The sequence below is a fragment of the Burkholderia pyrrocinia genome (assembly GCF_003330765.1).
GTDB lineage: Bacteria > Pseudomonadota > Gammaproteobacteria > Burkholderiales > Burkholderiaceae > Burkholderia > Burkholderia pyrrocinia_B.
Window position 1 is genome coordinate 2,473,656 of the sequence record NZ_CP024902.1, and the last position, 16,382, is coordinate 2,490,037.

The following is a 16,382-nucleotide window of genomic DNA, read 5'->3' on the forward strand; positions in this document are numbered from 1 at the left end:
GATTACAGGAGAAGTACACGATGGCTCGAATGATTCAATGCGCGAAGCTCGGCAAGGAAGCCGAAGGCCTCGATTTCCCGCCGCTGCCGGGCGAACTCGGCAAGCGCATTTACGAGAGCGTCTCGAAAGAAGCGTGGCAGGGCTGGCTCAAGCAGCAGACGATGCTGATCAACGAAAACCGCCTGAACATGGCCGACCCGCGCGCGCGCCAGTACCTGTTGAAGCAGACCGAGAAGTACTTCTTCGGCGACGGCGCGGACCAGGCGTCCGGCTACGTGCCGCCGACGGAAGGCTCATGACGTGATGCGTGCGGCCGGCAACCTGCCGGCCCCGTGATCCAGAGAAAACGGCACCGTGTATCGCACGGTGCCGTTTTCTTTTGGGGAGGTGCGACCGGTGCGATCCGGCCGCACCTATGGCGGCGCCCGCGCTGGCGGCGGCCGCACCGCTCAACCGGCCGGTTTCAGCGCGCCATCGTCGCCCGGCGGCTCCGCCCCGCCGGCGGCGTTTTCAGCACTTCCGCCTTCGGCAGCCCATTCGGCCGCGTCGCTGCGCTCGGCCGTCGACAGTTCGTCCGCGCGATACCCGGTGCGATTCAGCAGCGCCACCATGCAGACGAGCGACACGAACGCATAAAGCCCCGACGCGATCGCGACGCCGACGATGCTGCCGGTCGCGTTGAGGATCGCCTGCGCGAGCACGGGCGTGCCGCCGCCGACCACGAGCGCGCTCAGTTGATACGCGAGCGACAGGCCCGTGTAGCGGATGTTCGCCGGAAACACGCGGGCGAGCACGCCGCCGACCGCGCCGTAGAACAAGGCCGACGGGATCGTCGAGATGCACATGCCCGCGACAGCCACCCAGTACGAACGCGTCGCGAGCGCATGGAACATCACGGGCATCAGCACGATTTCCGGGATCAGGATCCAGCACATCGCGCGGCGCATGTCGACCTTCGACACGAACCATGCGCCGACCGGCTGCATCAGGAACTGCACGACGAGCGAGATCGACAGGATACCGAGGAACGTGCCCTGCGCGTAGCCGAGCTCCTTCGTCGCCCACGACAGCGCGAACGTGCTGCGGAAGTACGTGACGTTGATCACCGGCAGCGTGCCGGCCGCGAGCAGCACGACCACCCAGTGGTCGCGCACGACCTCGCGCAGCGGCAGCTTCACCGTGCGCTTGCGCGCGAGCACACGCTGCATGTCGGCCGACTCCTCGAGCTTCAGCCGGATCACCATGCCGATGATCACGAGCACGGCCGACAGCAGGAACGGAATGCGCCAGCCCCACATCAGGAAGGACGGCGTCGGCAGCGCGCTCAGCGCGAAAAACGCGGCCGTCGCGAGCAGGTTGCCGGTGGGCGAGCCCTGCTGTGCGAACGCCGCGTACAGGATGCTGCGATGCTTCGGCGCGTTCTCGCTCGCGATCAGCACCGCGCCGCCCCACTCGCCGCCGACCGCGATGCCCTGCAGCACGCGCAGCACGACGAGGCCGACCGGTGCCCATACGCCGATCTGCGCGTAGCCGGGCAGCAGGCCGATGCCGGTCGTCGCGAGGCCCATCATCACCAGCGTGATCACGAGCGCGGTCTTGCGGCCGACGCGATCGCCGAGATGGCCGAACACGATCCCGCCGAGCGGCCGCGCGGCGAAGCCGGCCCAGAACGTGACGAACGCGAGCAGCGTCGCGACGCCGGGATCCATCGTGCTCGAAAAGAACACCTTGCCGAACACGAGCGCCGCGGCCGTGCCGTAGATGTAGAAGTCGTACCACTCGATCGTGGTGCCGACGAACGCCGCGAAAGCGGCGCGGCCGGGCCGCGGCTGCGCGGCGGGCGGGGATTGCGGACGGCTCATCGATGTCTCCATGTTGGTGATCGGTGGCGCGACTGTCGCGCGCCTTTCCCGGGTGGCCGGCATTGCACCGCCGGCCGGCGGCGTCGTGTCAGTCGGGTGCCGTGTTCAGCACGCCGGCATCGAGCAGTTGCTGCTGAAGCGCACGATCGATGCCGAGCCGATCGAGCACCGCGCGTGTGTCGCGGCCAAGCGCGGGCGGCGGCGTTCGGTAGGTGGCCGGCGTGCGCGACAGCTTCACCGGCGACGCGGTGCCGCGATACGCGCCGATCTCGACGAACAGGTTCCGGTGCAGCGCATGCGGATCGTGCGCGACGTCGGCCACCGTTCGCACCGGCCCGCACGGCACGCCGGCCGCCATCAGGTCGCGCGCGAGCGGCTCGCATGCGTGCGCGGCGAGCCGCGCTTCGAGTTCGGCCTTCAGCTCGGGCCGGTGCGCGCAGCGGCTGCGGTTGTCGACGAAGCGCGGGTCGCCCGCGAGCGCCGGCGCGCCAAGATGCGCGACGAGCCGCGCGAACTGCCGGTCGTTGCCGACCGCGAGGAAGATCGGCACGGTCGCCGTGCGGTAGCTGTCGTACGGCGCGATGTTCGGATGCGCGTTGCCGCTGCGCTCCGGCACGCGCCCCGAGCCGAAGAAGTTCGGCAGGTGCGGATGCAGCAGCGACACGCCGCAGTCGTACAGCGCGATGTCGATCGACTGCCCCCGCCCGCTCTTCTCGCGCTCCGCGAGCGCCAGCAGGATGCCGGCGAGCGCGTTGAGCCCCGTGACCATGTCGACGATCGGCAGGCCGATGCGCGTCGCGTCGCCGTCGCGCTCGCCGTTGACGCTCATCAGCCCGGCCATCGCCTGGATCACCGCGTCGTAGCCGGGCAGCCCGCCGAGCGGACCGTCCTCGCCGAAGCCCGTCACCGCGCAGTGGATCAGGCGCGGGAAACGCGGCTGCAGGTCGCGCGCATAGTCCATCCCCCAGCGCGCGAGCGTGCCGGGCTTGAAGTTCTCGACGAGCACGTCGGCCTCGTCGAGCAGACGCCACAGGATCGCGCGCCCTTCGTCGCGCGACAGGTCGAGCGCGAGCCCTTCCTTGTTGCGGTTGACGCCCATGAAGTACCAGGCCGTATCACCGAGGAACGGCGGCCCCCAGCCGCGCGTCTCGTCGCCGGCCGGCGGCTCGATCTTGACCACCGTCGCGCCGTGGTCGGCGAGCGCCTGCGTGCAGTACGGGCCGCCGAGCACGCGGCTCAGGTCGACGACCTTCAGGCCGTCGAGTGCACTACGCGTCGGGTTCATCGTTCGACCTCCGGCAGCAGGTCGAGCGCCATGTCGAGCGGGATCGGCGTGCCGCGCAGCAGCGCGTCGAACGCAGCCGGTTCGTCGTCGCGCGACGCCGGCGCGAGCGGATCGACCGGCAGCAACTTGTGGCGCACGATCAGGTGCGCGAGCGCGAGGCGCCGGAAATCCGGCGCGAGCCGCGCACCCTCGCAGGCCATCAGCACGGCCGCGCTCGCGTAGTACAGCGCGGATGCGGCCTGCCGCACGCGTGCGTCGTCGCCTTCCGCCGCGACCCGCGCTAGCGTGTCGCATGCGCGCGCGAAAATGCGCCGCAGCGCCGCGCGGCTCGCGTCGGGCAGCGGCGCCACGCCGAGCCGGTCGCCGAGGAACGCGCGCAGCGCGTCGAGCGCGTGCTCGCGCTGTGCGGCCCGCGCGACGTCGAGCGCGACGATGTTGCTCGTGCCTTCCCAGATCGAGCCCAGATGCGCATCGCGCACGACACGCGCGTCGCTCCATTCCTCGATGTAGCCGGTGCCGCCGCGCACTTCCATCGCATCGCCCGTCACGCGGCGCGCGTCGCGCGTCGCGCGGAACTTGATCAGCGGCGTCAGGATCCGCACGCAGCGCGCGGCCTGCTCGTCACCCGCATCGGCCTGCGGCAGCAGCAGCGCGATCTGCATGAACATCGCGCGCGCGGCCTCGGCCGGCAGCAGCATCTTCATCAGCTGGCGCTGCATCAGCGGCATCTCGATCAGCTTGCGGCCGAAAGCCTCGCGATGCGCGGCGACGTGCAGCGCTTCGTTCAGCGCGCGCCGCATCAGCCCCGCCGCGCGCACGCCGTTCGACAGCCGCGACATGTTGATCATGTCGGCCATCTGGTGAAAGCCGCGGCCGATCTCGCCGATCAGGTAGGCCTGCGCGCCTTCGAGCGCGATCTCGCCGCTCGCCATCGAACGGCTGCCGAGCTTGTCCTTCAGCCGCACGATCCGGTAGCGGTTGCGCGTGCCGTCCGGCAGCGTCTTCGGCAGCAGGAACAGTGCCAGGCCCTTGATGCCGTCCGGCGCACCGTCGGGCCGCGCGAGCACCATCGCGAGATCGGCGTCCGCGTTCGAGCAGAACCACTTGTCGCCGGTCAGGCGCCATATCGTCTCGCCGTGCGCGTCCGTCTCGCGCGCCGCGCGCGTCGCAATGCGGCCGACGTCGGAGCCGGCCGCCTGCTCGGTCATGAACATCGCGCCCTGGTACAGCGTGTCGAAGTCGCGCGACGCGAGCATCGGCAGGTAGCGCGCGACGAGCGCCGGATCGCCGAAGCGGCGCAGCGTGCGCGTCAGCGAATCGGTCATGCTGACCGGGCAGCACAGCCCGAATTCCGCCTGCACGAACAGGAACGTCAGCGCGTACTTGACGAGCGGCGGCACGGCTTCGGGCCCGTGGCTCAGCGACGCGAGCCCGAGCTCGGAATACGCGACGCGTTCGAGCGCGACATAGGCGGGATCCTTGTCGATCCGCTGCACGGCCTCGCCGCGCCGGTCGCGGTGCTCGAGCACGGGCGGGTGCTTGTCCGCGCGCGACGCCCATTCGTCGAGCTCGCCCGACACGCGTGCGCCGAGCGCGCGAAGCCGCGGCTCGAGTTCGGCATAGTGCGCATCGCCGAGATGCAGCTTCAGCAACGCGCCGAGGTCGGGATCGGCGGTGAAGAAATTGATGCCCCGGCTGTCGGGGATGTTGGATGCGCCGGTATCCGGCGTGCGGGCGGTGTCGTTCATGCGTGTGTCTCCTGGGTTGCCTGCACGTCGGCCGGACCTGGCGCCGCGGCGCCCGGCCAGCCCTGTGCAAAGCCTCCCGCAGAGCGTAGGCGCGCGATCGATAAGCGTCCAATACAGGATTTATCCGGTACGATAGATATCGCTTATCGATGCCGGCGCCGGGAGGAGACACCATGGAACTGAGGCAGTTGCGCTACTTCGTGGCGGTCGCCGAGGAGCTGCATTTCGGGCGCGCGGCGAAGCGCCTGTTCATCTCGCAGCCGGCGCTGAGTTTCGACATCCGCAAGTTCGAGGATGCGCTCGGCGTGCAGCTCTTCTCGCGCACCAACAAGACCGTCGCGCTGACCAACGCGGGCGAGGTGCTGCTCGGCGAAGCGCGCCGGCTGCTGCTGCAGGCAGCCGAAGCCGAGCGCCTGACGGTGCGCTCCGCATCGGGTCTCGCGGGCCGGCTACGGATCGGCTTCGTCCATTCGATGCTGTATCGCGGGCTGCCCGATGCCGTGCGGCGCTTCGAAGCCGACTACCCGGGCGTCGAGGTCGTGCTGAGCGAGATGAACACGCAGGCGCAGGTGCAGGCGATCCAGCGCGGCCAGATCGATCTTGGCTATGCGCACTGGGGCCACTTCCCGCCCGAGGTCGAATCGGTGCCCGTCTATACGGAACCGTTCGTGTGCTGCCTGCCGGCCGCGCATTCGCTCGCGCGGCACAAGCGGGTCGCGCTCGCCGCGCTCGCGGCGGAACCGTTCATCCTGTTTCCGCGCGAAGCGGCGCCGCACTATCACGACCTGATCATCGCGCAGTGCGTGAACGCGGGATTCAGCCCGCTGATCCGCCACGAGGCGCGGCTGTGGCAGACGATCCTGTCGATGATCGAGTTCGGAATGGGCGTCGCACTGGTGCCGCGCGTGCTGCAGCAGGTGAAAAGCGAGCGGCTCGCGTTCCGGCCGTTGAAGGATGCGTCGCTCGAATCGCGCACGCTCGCGCTGAAGCGCAGCGGCGCCGCCGAACCGGTTGCGCTGCGCTTCGCCGACTATGTACGCGCATCGATCGACGCGCTGCCCGCGCTCGCGGGCTGAGCGTGCGACCGGACCTGCCCGGGTGGCACGACAGGCTCGTGGAGGCGAGACGGGCCTTTGCGCGTGCCTGAAAAATTTTGCAGAAAGGGCTTTACGAACCCCAAAAGCTCTGACATAATTTCAGCTTCTTTGGGCGGTTAGCTCAGCGGTAGAGCACTGCCTTCACACGGCAGGGGTCACTGGTTCGATCCCAGTACCGCCCACCAAAGATTTCAAGGGCCTGCGTCTCACGACGCAGGCCCTTTTCGTTTTGGCTGGTCCCGCGGTGCGGACGCCATGCGACGCCGCATCCGCACGCAGCGCCTGCTTACCTCGCACGCCCCACCCGCTCCGCCGTCGCGTCGAACGCGCGCCGCGCCTTGTCGACGATCTCGTCGACCTCCGCCTCGCGAATCACGAGCGGCGGCGACAGCAGCATCCGGTCGCCGGTCGCGCGCATGATCAGGTTGCCGTTGAAGCAGAAGTCGCGGCAGATCGTGCCGATATCGACGTCCGCGCCGAACCGCTCGCGCCGGTCCCGATCGCGCGCAAGCTGAACGCCCGCGACCAGCCCTGTTCCCGCAATCTCCCCGACGATCGGATGGTCGCCCAGCGCGCCGCGCAGCCGGCGCTGAAAATACGGCCCGATGTCGGTCTTCACGCGTTCGACGATCCCTTCGTCGCGCAGCACTTTCAGGTTCGCGACCGCGACGGCCGCGGCGACCGGATGGCCCGAGTACGTGAGGCCGTGGTTGAATTCTCCGTTGTCGATGATCGGCCGCGCGACACGCTCGTGAATGCCGACGGCGCCCATCGGCACATAGCCCGACGTGAGGCCCTTCGCCATCGTGATCAGGTCCGGCTCGAAGCCGAAGTGCTGATGCGCGAACCATTCGCCGGTGCGGCCGAAGCCGCCGATCACTTCGTCGGCGACCAGCAGGATGTCGTACTTGCGGCAGATCCGCTGGATTTCCGGCCAGTACGTCGACGGCGGGAAGATCACGCCGCCCGCGCCCTGGAACGGCTCGCCGATGAACGCCGCGACGTTCTCCGCGCCGAGTTCGAGAATCTTCGCTTCGAGCTGCTGCGCGCGCGCGAGGCCGAACGCTTCCGGCGTTTCGCCCGGCTGCGCTTCGCCGAAGAAGTACGGCTGGTCGATGTGCACGATGTGCTCGACCTTCGACGGCATCTGCTCGTGCATGTAGCCCATCCCGCCGAGCGTGCCGCCCGCGATCGTCGAACCGTGATAGCCATTCCTGCGCGAGATCACGTATTTCTTCTGCGGCTTGCCCTGTACGCGCCAGTACTGGTGCACGAGACGCAGCACGGTGTCGTTGCCTTCCGAGCCGCTGTTGCAATAGAAGAAGTGATTGAAGCCGGCCGGCGTCACTTCCGCGAGCATCGCGGAAAGCTCGATTACCGGCGGGTGCGTCGTCTTGAAGAAGGTGTTGTAGAACGGCAGCTCCTGCAGCTGGCGATATGCGGCATCGGCGAGTTCCTTGCGGCCGTAGCCGACGTTCACGCACCAGAGGCCGGCCATCCCGTCGATGACCTTGTTGCCGTCCGAGTCCCACAGGTAGACGCCGTCGGCCTTCACGATCACGCGGCTGCCCGCGCGGTTGAGCGCGCCCATGTCCGAGAACGGGTGGATGTGGTGTGCGGCGTCGAGCGCGCGGTATTCGGCGGTCGAGTGTGCGGCCGGCCACGGCGGGAAGGCTTCGTTTCGATCGGTCATGTTTCCTCCGGATAACGGTGCCACACGCTCATACGTGCAGCAGCAGATGCCTGCGTTCCCACGAGCTGATCACGCGGAAAAACGCTTCGTATTCGGTTTCCTTCAGCGCCAGGTAGGCCTTCACGAACTTGTCGCCGAGGATGCCGGCGAGCGGCTCGCACGCGGCCATCAGCGAGATGCCCTCCTCGAGGTTGCGCGGCAGCTGGTACGGCAGGTCGTAGCCGTCCGATGCGATCGGCTCGGTCGGCGCGAGTTGCTGCGTCATCCCGAGATAGCCGGCGGCGAGCGTCGCAGCGAACGCAAGGTACGGGTTGCAGTCGACACCCGGAATGCGGTTCTCGATGCGGCGCGCCACGGGGCTCGACTGCGGGATGCGGAAGCCGACCGTGCGGTTGTCGTAGCCCCACTGCACGTTGATCGGCGCGGCCATGAAGCGCGACAGCCGGCGGTACGAATTGATGTACGGAGCGAAGATCGGCATCAGCGCCGGCGTGTACCTCTGCAGCCCCGCGAGGTAGCTGTGGAACTGCGGCGACACGGCGCCGTCTTCGTCGGCGAACAGGTTGCGCCCCGTGCGCGCATCCGCGAGGCTCTGGTGGATGTGCATCGCGGAACCCGGCTCGTTCTCCATCGGCTTGGCCATGAAGGTCGCGTACATGTTGTGCCGCAGCGCGGCCTCGCGCACCGTGCGCTTGAACAGGAACACCTGGTCGGCCAGCGGCAGCGCGTCGCCGTGCACGAAGTTGATCTCCATCTGCGCGGCGCCGACCTCGTGGATCAGCGTCTCGATATCGAGGCCCTGCATCTCGCAGTACTCGTAGATGTCCTCGAACAACGGATCGAATTCGTTGACGGCCTCGATCGAATACGACTGGCGGCCGGTCTCCGCACGCCCCGTGCGGCCGACCGGCGGGCGCAGCGGCAGGTCGGGATCGACGTTCATGTCGACGAGATAGAACTCGAGCTCGGGCGCGACCACGGGCTTCCAGCCCTTGGCCTGGTACAGGTCGAGCACGCGACGCAGCACGAAGCGCGGCGAGATCTCGACCGGCGAGCCGTCGAAGTGCACGCAATCGTGGATCACCTGCGCGGTCGGATCGACGGCCCACGGAATCAGGCAGATCGTCGACGCATCGGGCACGCACACCATGTCGGGATCGGTCACGCCGGTCAGCGTGCCGTCTTCCGGATAGTCGCCGGTGACGGTCTGCACCATCACGGCCTGCGGCAGGCGCATCGATTCTCCGGATTCGAATTTGTTGCGCGGAATGATCTTGCCGCGCGCGATGCCGGCCATGTCGGGAATGATCGCCTCGACCTCGGTGATGCGGTGCTGTCGCAGGAATTCGCTCAGTTCGGGTTGCATGATCGGCCTCTTTCAGTCGACGTCGGATGCGGCCGGCGACGACATCGCGCCGCCGGCCGCATGAATGCGATGCGTCATGCGCGCGCGGCACGCCGCACCGAATGCCGCGAAGATGTCGCGCGACAGCGGCTGCTCCGCGTAGCGCCATTCGGGATGCCACTGCACGCCGAGCGCGAACGCGCGCGCGCCGAGCACGCTGACGGCCTCGACCAGTCCGTCGGGCGCGCTGGCTTCGACGACAAGCCCCGCGCCGACACGCGCGATGCCCTGGTCGTGCAGCGAATTGACCGTTGCCTCGTGCGCGCCGCGCGCGACCCGCTGCAGCAGGCCGCCCGGCGCGAGCTGCACGACGTGCGCGGGGCCGTACTGCCGTTCGAGCGGATCGGCCGGCCGTTCGCGATGGTCGTCGAAGCCGGTCGTCGCATGCAGCCGCTGATGCAGCGTGCCGCCGTAGGCGACGTTCAGCTCCTGCATGCCGCGGCAGATCGCGAGCACGGGCACGCCCGCGTCGATCGCCGCGCGGATCAGCGGCAGCGCGGTCGCATCGCGCGCGGGATCGTGCAGCGTGTCGGGCTCGCTCGCGGCGCCGCCGTAATGGTGCGGCTCGACGTTCGAATAGCTGCCGGTAAACAGCAGCCCGTCGACCGCCGCGACGATCGCGTCGGCCGGCTGGCGCGCACCCAGCGCGGGCAGCACGAACGCAAGCGCGCCGGCGCCGTCGACGAGCGCGGCAAGGTACTTCTCGCCCGCCGTGTGGTTCGGATGCGCACCGCGCAGGATGCGGTCGGCGGTGACGGCTACGATCGGGCGCGCACGCATGGGCGTCTCTTCGGTAATCGCGCGCGGAACGCTCGCGCGCGGAACGATGAAGGTCCGCGGTTGCGCCGCACGCGCACATCGCGACGCGACGCATGCGCGATCCTGCCGCGCGGACGATGCGGCAACAGGTAGTGCGGCCCGGAACGGAAGCGGAAAAGGACGCTAGGGCAACAAGGATGCGCTGCCGTCGCACTGCACCGCGCTGAACACGTGCGCGGCAATGAGGTTGAAGCGGCGCAGGCCGCGATGGGAAATGGCGAAGAAACGAGGCTCGCGTAAAGGGGCGGCACGCGCGCCGCGATCAGCGTGCCGGATCGGCCCGGCCTGAGGCGGCGCGCCCGCCGACGGACTTCGCGTCCGGCGTATCGAAGGGCTGGCGGCTTTCACGATCGTACTCGACTGACTGATGGAGGCAGGACACGTGTCGCAATGCCGCTCGGCGACACGTCAGCAAGAGGTCTCGCAACGGATTCCGGCGCGGTGCGGCCATGATCGATGGCCTCGCCGCCGGTGCGCGCGTGACGACTTCCTGACATTCAGCTTATATCACCTAAAAATTGCGTCAAATTTTCAGGTGCCGATGACGACATCGATCAGACGAAAAAAACGGCATCGATCGCCAGGATCGATGCCGTGTTGTGCATTGCATCGGTACGCCCACTGCGCGCCGGCGGGCCTCGGCCCGCTGCTCCGCCGCGCCGCCGCAAGCGGGCGGCCCGCGCTCAGCGATGCGCGAGCGCGGTTTCGACGAGCGCCTGCAGCAGCGGCACGATCCGCGCCGCACGCGCTTCGTCGTACGCGTACGGGCGGGTTTCTTCCATGTAGGTGATCTGCGACAGCTCGAGCTGCACGGCCTCGACACCGGTGTCGGGCACGCCGTAGTGACGCGTGATGTAGCCGCCCTTGAAGCGCCCGTTCGCGACAGCCGTATAGCCGCCATGCGCGAGCGCGCGCGCGGCCAGCGCCTCCGCGAGACCCGGCGCGGCACTCGCGCCGCTCGACGTGCCGAAGTTGAAGTCCGGCAGGCGGCCGTCGAAGAAGCGCGGCACGTGCGAGCGGATCGAATGCGCTTCCCACACGAGCACGCGGCCGTGCTCGCGCTTCAGGCGCGCGATCTCGCGTTGCAGCGCATCGTGATACGGAAGCCAGTAGCGGTCGCGGCGACGCATGATCTCGTCGTTGCCGGGCAGCGCATTCGCCGGATAGAGCGGCGCCTTGTCGAACGTATCGACCGGCACGAGCCCTGTCGTGTCCTGCCCCGGATACAGGTTCTCGTTGTCGGGCGGACGGTTCAGGTCGACGACGTAACGCGCGTGCGACGGCACGAGGATCGATGCGCCGAGGCTCGCCGCGAACCCGTACAGCCGCTCGAGATGCCAGTCGCAATCGTCGACGAAGCGCGCGTCGGGCGTCATCGTCGCGGCGATGTCGTCGGGGATGTGCGTGCCTGCGTGCGGAATCGAGATCAGCAGCGGCAGCGTGCCCTGCTTCAGCGTGAATACAGCCGGTTGTTCAGTCATGTCGCATCACCGTAAGAGTCTGCCGGCGCACGCGTGCGGCGTGCGCCGGTTGCCGCGCGTCAGCGCAGCAGTTGCGCCAGCGCGGCGCGGTAGTCGGCATACGCGACGGCTTCGTCGCGATGGCGGCGGCCGCTCACGACGCGTTCACCGCCCGTGTAGACGTCGAGCACGGGCGTCTCGCCGTGCTCGGCGAACACGATGCCCGACAGCCACGCCGTGCTGCCGTGTTCGGCGATCGCCGGATGATCGGGATCGAGCACGAGCCAGTCGGCGCGGCAGCCTTCGCGCAGCGCACCGACGCGCCGCCCGCTGGCCTGTGCGCCGCCCGCGAGCGATGCGTCGAACAGGCGATCGGCGACATGCGTCTGCGTGTCGCTGGCCAGCACGTTGCGCGCGCGGTGCACGAGCCGTTGCCCGTATTCGAGCAGGCGCAGCTCGGCGCGCCAGTCGACCGACGCATGGCTGTCCGAGCCGACGCCGATCACGCCGCCCTGCGCGAGATAGTCGACGGCGGGGAACACGCCGTCGCCGAGATTCGCTTCGGTCGTCAGGCACAGGCCGGCGACTGCGCGACGCTTCGCGAGCGCTGCCGTTTCGGCCGCATCGACGTGCGTCGCGTGCACGAGGCACCAGCGCGCATCGACGTCGAAGCGATCGAGCAGCCATTGCACGGGGCGCGCCCCGTATGCACGTACGCAGTCGTCGACTTCGGCCGTCTGCTCGGCGATATGGATGTGCACGGGCGCGTCGTCGGGCAGGCCTTCGAGCAGCACGCGCAGCCCGTTCTCGGACACCGCGCGCAGCGAGTGCGGCGCGACGCCGTAGCGCAGCCCGCCGTGTTCGGGTGCCGCGCGGCGCATGGCGTCGAGCAGTTCGAGCAGGCCTTCGGGCGTGTTGATGAAGCGGCGCTGGTCGTCGCGCGGCGGCTTGTTGCCGAAGCCGGCGAACTGGTACGACACGGGCAGCATCGTGATGCCGATGCCGGCCGAGCGCGCGGCGTCGACCACGCGCGTGCCGAGTTCCGCGATGTGCGGATAGCGCGAGCCGTCCTGCGCGTGATGCACGTAGTGGAATTCGCACACCGACGTGTAGCCGCACTTGAGCATCTCGACATACAGCCAGCGCGCGATCGCCGCGAGCGCGTCGGGCGTGATCTTCAGTGCGAAGCGGTACATCAGGTCGCGCCAGCTCCAGAAGCTGTCGGCAGGATTCGCGCGGTATTCGGTCAGCCCTGCCATCGCGCGCTGGAACGCGTGCGAATGCAGGTTCGGCATGCCGGGCAGCACCGGCCCGGCCGCGCGCGCGACGCCGGCCGGTGCGTCGGTGTCGGGCGTCACGCCGGTCAGCGTGCCGGCCGCGTCCCAGCGCAGCAGCACGTTGCGGCGCCAGCCATCGGGCAGATAAGCGTGGTCCGCGAACAACGTTGTATCGGTCATAAGGCTATCCATTCATGCGACGAAACACGGTCGTGCCGCCGCGTACGACCTGCTCGCACAGCGGCCGGCCGATCCAGTAGGCGAGTTCCGACAGCGAGCCGACCGACCACGCGGCGAAGTCGGCCTGGCGACCGACCTCGAGCGCGCCGTGGCGATCCGCGCGGCCGAGCGCCGCGGCCGCATGGCGCGTGACGCCCTGCAGCACCTCGGGCACCGTCATGCGGAACAGCGTGCAGCCGAGGTTCAACGTCAGCAGCAGCGATTCGAGCGGCGACGTGCCGGGGTTGTGATCGGTCGCGAGCGCGATCGGCACGCCGTGCTTGCGCAGCAGCTCGATCGGCGGCAATTGCGTTTCGCGGATGAAGTAGTACGCGCCGGGCAGCAACACGGCGACCGTACCGGCCGCCTTCATGGCCTCGATGCCCGCTTCATCGAGAAATTCGAGGTGATCGGCGGACAGCGCGCGGTAGCGCGCGGCAAGCGCCGTGCCGCCCGCGTTCGACAGTTGCTCCGCATGCAGCTTCACGGGCAGCCCGCGCCGCGTCGCGGCCTCGAACACGCGCTCGGTCTGCGCGAGCGAAAAGCCGATGCGTTCGCAGAACACGTCGACCGCGTCGACGAGGCCCTCGTCGGCCAGCGCCGGCAGCATCCGCTCGCACACTTCGTCGATATACGCGTCGGCACGGCCCGCATATTCGGGCGGCAGCGCATGCGCGCCGAGGAAGGTCGTGTAGACCGTGACCGGGAAGCGCTCGCCGAGCTGGCGCGCCACGCGCAGCATCTTGCGCTCGCTCGCGAGGTCGAGCCCGTAGCCCGACTTGATCTCGATCGCGGTCACGCCTTCGGCGAGCAGCGGCTGCAGGCGCGCGGCGGCCTGCACGAACAGCGTCGTCTCGTCGGCCGCGCGCGTCGCACGCACCGTCGACACGATACCGCCGCCCTGCCGCGCGATTTCCTCGTAGCTGACGCCCGCGAGGCGCTGCGCGAATTCGTCGGCACGCGTGCCGCCGTACACGAGGTGCGTATGGCAGTCGACGAGGCCCGGCGTCACCCACGCGCCGTGCAGATCCTCGCGCTGCCAGTGCGCATAACCGTGCGGCAGCGCGGACAACGTGCCGAGCCAGACGATCGTGCCGGTTTCGTCGACGGCGATCGCCGCGTCGTCGATCGTCTCGTCGGGATGGCCGTGCGGACACAGCCTCAGGTGATGCCAGACAGTCGGTTTCATGCGTTCAGTCTCGTTCGCCGATGGCGAGCGATACGGCGAGCAGCGCGCCGCTACCGCTCACGACGACGTCAAACGCACGCTGCGGCCCGTCGAGCCGCAGCGTGTCCATTTCTTCCAGTGCGTAACGTGCACCGTCGATCGCGATCTCGACCGTGCCGGCCGCGCAGAACAGCAGCACGGTGTCAGCCCGCTCGATGCGGTGCGCGCCTGCGCGCCACACGTCGAGCGCCCCGTGCGCGGTCGAGCGGCGCGTCATCAGGTTGAAGTCGCGCGTCGCGCCGTCGTGCAGCGTCGCGTCGATCGCCGTTTCGCCCGCGAAATCCGCGCGGGCCAGCGGTGCGTCGAGCACGTGGCGCGCGCCGCCTTCCTCGGCGAGCGTCATGCCCGCGCCGGACAGCAGCACGAGCGTGCGATCGATCCCGTCGAAACGCGAGAACGGCCCGGCCGTGCCGACGTCTGCGACGCTCACGCGCCACGCGAATGCGTCGAGCGCGGCACCGGGCGGGAACGCGCCGATCTCGCGCGTCACGCCGCCGCCGTTCTTCCACGGCGACGCGACGAGATCCGCTGCGCGGATCAGCGCGGCGGCCAGCGTCGCGTTCACCGGCGCCTGGTCGAGCGCCGTCATGCTCAGCGGCCGAGCATCGGCAGCTTCAGGCCGGCTTCGCGGGCCGTCTGCTGCGCGAGTTCGTAGCCGGCATCCGCATGGCGCATCACGCCCGTCGCCGGGTCGTTCAGCAGCACGCGGCCGAGACGCTCGTGCGCTTCGGCGGTACCGTCGGCGACGATCACGACGCCCGAGTGTTGCGAGAAGCCCATGCCGACGCCGCCGCCATGGTGCAGCGACACCCACGATGCGCCGCCTGCCGTGTTCAGCAGTGCGTTCAGCAGCGGCCAGTCGCTGACGGCATCCGAACCGTCCTTCATCGATTCCGTCTCGCGGTTCGGGCTCGCGACCGAACCCGTGTCGAGGTGGTCGCGGCCGATCACGATCGGCGCCTTCAGTTCGCCGTTCTTGACCATCTCGTTGAATGCCTGACCGAGGCGGTAGCGATCCTTCACGCCAACCCAGCAGATCCGTGCCGGCAGGCCCTGGAACGCGATCCGCTCACGTGCCATGTCGAGCCAGTTGTGCAGGTGCGGATCGTCGGGGATCAGCTCCTTCACCTTCTGGTCGGTCTTGTAGATGTCTTCCGGATCGCCCGACAGCGCAACCCAGCGGAACGGGCCCTTGCCTTCGCAGAACAACGGACGGATGTACGCCGGCACGAAGCCCGGGAAATCGAACGCGTTCTCGACGCCCATTTCCAGCGCCATCTGGCGGATGTTGTTGCCGTAGTCGAGCGTCGCCGCGCCGCGTTCCTGCAGCGCCAGCATCGCGCGCACCTGGACGGCCATCGACTGCTTCGCGACCTTCACGATGCTTTGCGGATCGACCTTCTGCGCCTCGCGCCATTGCGCGACGGTCCAGCCTTGCGGCAGGTAGCCGTTGATCGGGTCGTGCGCGCTCGTCTGGTCGGTCACGCAGTCCGGCGTGACGCCGCGCTTGACGAATTCCGCGAACACGTCGGCCGCGTTGCCGAGCAGGCCGATCGACACCGGCTTGCCCGTGCGCTTCGCTTCCTCGATCATGCCGAGCGCTTCGTCGATGGTCGTCGCCTTCTTGTCGACATAGCGGGTCTTCAGGCGGAAATCGATGCGCGTCTCGTCGCATTCGACCGCGATCATCGAGAAGCCGGCCATCGTCGCGGCGAGCGGTTGCGCGCCGCCCATCCCGCCGAGGCCGCCCGTCAGGATCCAGCGGCCCGACGGATCGCCGTTGAAATGCTGGTTCGCGACCGAGAAGAAGGTTTCGTAGGTGCCCTGCACGATGCCCTGGCTGCCGATGTAGATCCAGCTGCCGGCCGTCATCTGGCCGTACATCATCAGGCCCTTGCGATCGAGTTCGTGGAAATGATCCCAGTTCGCCCAGTGCGGCACGAGGTTCGAGTTCGCGAGCAGCACGCGCGGCGCATCCTTGTGCGTGCGGAACACACCGACCGGCTTGCCCGATTGAATCAGCAGCGTCTCGTTCTCTTCGAGGTCCTTCAGCGACGCGAGGATCTGGTCATAGCATTCCCAGTTGCGCGCCGCGCGGCCGATGCCGCCGTACACGACGAGCGCATGCGGGTGCTCGGCGACTTCCGGATCCAGGTTGTTCTGGAGCATCCGGTAGGCCGCTTCGGCCAGCCAGGTCTTGCAGGTCTTCTCGCTGCCGCGCGGCGCGCGGATCGTGCGCGTCGGATCGAGACGGGGATCGATGTGTTTCGGATGGTTCATGACGACTGC

The 16,382-nt window shown here is 68.7% G+C and carries 13 protein-coding genes and 1 tRNA gene; 3 read left to right on the top strand and 11 right to left on the bottom strand.

Annotation, left to right across the window (positions count from 1 at the left end; all coding sequences use genetic code 11):
• Nucleotides 1–20: 20 nt before the first annotated feature.
• Nucleotides 21–299: an oxidative damage protection protein gene (locus tag CUJ89_RS11910; RefSeq protein WP_114177494.1), complete on the top strand. Its 279-nt coding sequence runs from the start codon at nt 21–23 to the stop codon at nt 297–299.
• Between the two features lie 150 nt (nt 300–449).
• Here CUJ89_RS11910 and CUJ89_RS11915 read toward each other — a convergent pair whose 3' ends face one another.
• The 3 genes from CUJ89_RS11915 to CUJ89_RS11925 form a co-directional block, all read right to left on the bottom strand.
• The gene (locus CUJ89_RS11915; protein ID WP_114178593.1) at nt 450–1,862 is read right to left on the bottom strand and encodes an MFS transporter; all 1,413 of its coding nucleotides are present in this window, start codon (nt 1,860–1,862) and stop codon (nt 450–452) included.
• 88 nt (nt 1,863–1,950) lie between these two features.
• Nucleotides 1,951–3,147: a CaiB/BaiF CoA transferase family protein gene (locus CUJ89_RS11920; protein ID WP_114177495.1), complete on the bottom strand. Its 1,197-nt coding sequence runs from the start codon at nt 3,145–3,147 to the stop codon at nt 1,951–1,953.
• Nucleotides 3,144–4,895 (bottom strand): acyl-CoA dehydrogenase family protein, encoded by a 1,752-nt coding sequence (locus CUJ89_RS11925; RefSeq protein ID WP_114177496.1) that lies wholly within the window; start codon nt 4,893–4,895, stop codon nt 3,144–3,146. Before CUJ89_RS11925 ends, CUJ89_RS11920 begins: the two co-directional genes overlap by 4 nt.
• 173 nt (nt 4,896–5,068) lie before the next feature.
• Here CUJ89_RS11925 and CUJ89_RS11930 point away from each other — a divergent pair, with 173 nt between their 5' ends.
• Nucleotides 5,069–5,971 (top strand): LysR family transcriptional regulator, encoded by a 903-nt coding sequence (locus CUJ89_RS11930; protein WP_114177497.1) that lies wholly within the window; start codon nt 5,069–5,071, stop codon nt 5,969–5,971.
• 131 nt (nt 5,972–6,102) lie between these two features.
• Nucleotides 6,103–6,177: transfer RNA gene (locus CUJ89_RS11935), tRNA-Val, on the top strand.
• 101 nt (nt 6,178–6,278) lie between these two features.
• Here CUJ89_RS11935 and CUJ89_RS11940 read toward each other — a convergent pair.
• From CUJ89_RS11940 to hutU, 8 genes are all read right to left on the bottom strand, one after another.
• A complete protein-coding gene (locus tag CUJ89_RS11940; RefSeq protein ID WP_114177498.1) occupies nt 6,279–7,685 on the bottom strand; it encodes an aspartate aminotransferase family protein in 1,407 nt (468 codons plus the stop codon).
• Between the two features lie 28 nt (nt 7,686–7,713).
• Nucleotides 7,714–9,051, bottom strand: a complete 1,338-nt coding sequence (locus CUJ89_RS11945; protein ID WP_114177499.1) for a glutamine synthetase family protein — start codon at nt 9,049–9,051, stop codon at nt 7,714–7,716.
• A gap of 12 nt (nt 9,052–9,063) precedes the next feature.
• Nucleotides 9,064–9,870, bottom strand: a complete 807-nt coding sequence (locus CUJ89_RS11950) for a gamma-glutamyl-gamma-aminobutyrate hydrolase family protein (protein ID WP_114177500.1) — start codon at nt 9,868–9,870, stop codon at nt 9,064–9,066.
• Nucleotides 9,871–10,592: 722 nt separating this feature from the next.
• Nucleotides 10,593–11,390, bottom strand: coding sequence for an N-formylglutamate deformylase (gene hutG, locus CUJ89_RS11960; protein WP_114177502.1), 798 nt, complete (start codon nt 11,388–11,390; stop codon nt 10,593–10,595).
• A 59-nt stretch (nt 11,391–11,449) separates the two neighbouring features.
• A complete protein-coding gene (locus tag CUJ89_RS11965) occupies nt 11,450–12,826 on the bottom strand; it encodes a formimidoylglutamate deiminase (protein ID WP_114177503.1) in 1,377 nt (458 codons plus the stop codon).
• Between the two features lie 4 nt (nt 12,827–12,830).
• On the bottom strand, nt 12,831–14,054 hold the full coding sequence (gene hutI / locus CUJ89_RS11970) for an imidazolonepropionase (protein ID WP_114177504.1): 1,224 nt from the start codon (nt 14,052–14,054) through the stop codon (nt 12,831–12,833).
• Nucleotides 14,055–14,058: 4 nt separating this feature from the next.
• Nucleotides 14,059–14,682: a HutD family protein gene (locus CUJ89_RS11975; RefSeq protein ID WP_114177505.1), complete on the bottom strand. Its 624-nt coding sequence runs from the start codon at nt 14,680–14,682 to the stop codon at nt 14,059–14,061.
• 2 nt (nt 14,683–14,684) lie between these two features.
• Complete coding sequence (gene hutU / locus CUJ89_RS11980; RefSeq protein WP_114177506.1) at nt 14,685–16,373, bottom strand: urocanate hydratase; 1,689 nt, start codon at nt 16,371–16,373, stop codon at nt 14,685–14,687.
• Nucleotides 16,374–16,382 lie beyond the last annotated feature (9 nt).

What these genes read in the sequence shown, in the direction of transcription:
- hutU (WP_114177506.1), bottom strand. Translation starts at nt 16,373, where the DNA reads ATGAACCATCCGAAACACATCGATCCCCGTCTCGATCCGACGCGCACG.
- CUJ89_RS11950 (WP_114177500.1), bottom strand. Translation starts at nt 9,870, where the DNA reads ATGCGTGCGCGCCCGATCGTAGCCGTCACCGCCGACCGCATCCTGCGC.
- CUJ89_RS11920 (WP_114177495.1), bottom strand. Translation starts at nt 3,147, where the DNA reads ATGAACCCGACGCGTAGTGCACTCGACGGCCTGAAGGTCGTCGACCTG.
- CUJ89_RS11940 (WP_114177498.1), bottom strand. Translation starts at nt 7,685, where the DNA reads ATGACCGATCGAAACGAAGCCTTCCCGCCGTGGCCGGCCGCACACTCG.
- CUJ89_RS11965 (WP_114177503.1), bottom strand. Translation starts at nt 12,826, where the DNA reads ATGACCGATACAACGTTGTTCGCGGACCACGCTTATCTGCCCGATGGC.
- hutI (WP_114177504.1), bottom strand. Translation starts at nt 14,054, where the DNA reads ATGAAACCGACTGTCTGGCATCACCTGAGGCTGTGTCCGCACGGCCAT.
- CUJ89_RS11975 (WP_114177505.1), bottom strand. Translation starts at nt 14,682, where the DNA reads ATGACGGCGCTCGACCAGGCGCCGGTGAACGCGACGCTGGCCGCCGCG.
- CUJ89_RS11930 (WP_114177497.1), top strand. Translation starts at nt 5,069, where the DNA reads ATGGAACTGAGGCAGTTGCGCTACTTCGTGGCGGTCGCCGAGGAGCTG.
- hutG (WP_114177502.1), bottom strand. Translation starts at nt 11,390, where the DNA reads ATGACTGAACAACCGGCTGTATTCACGCTGAAGCAGGGCACGCTGCCG.
- CUJ89_RS11910 (WP_114177494.1), top strand. Translation starts at nt 21, where the DNA reads ATGGCTCGAATGATTCAATGCGCGAAGCTCGGCAAGGAAGCCGAAGGC.
- CUJ89_RS11925 (WP_114177496.1), bottom strand. Translation starts at nt 4,895, where the DNA reads ATGAACGACACCGCCCGCACGCCGGATACCGGCGCATCCAACATCCCC.
- CUJ89_RS11945 (WP_114177499.1), bottom strand. Translation starts at nt 9,051, where the DNA reads ATGCAACCCGAACTGAGCGAATTCCTGCGACAGCACCGCATCACCGAG.
- CUJ89_RS11915 (WP_114178593.1), bottom strand. Translation starts at nt 1,862, where the DNA reads ATGAGCCGTCCGCAATCCCCGCCCGCCGCGCAGCCGCGGCCCGGCCGC.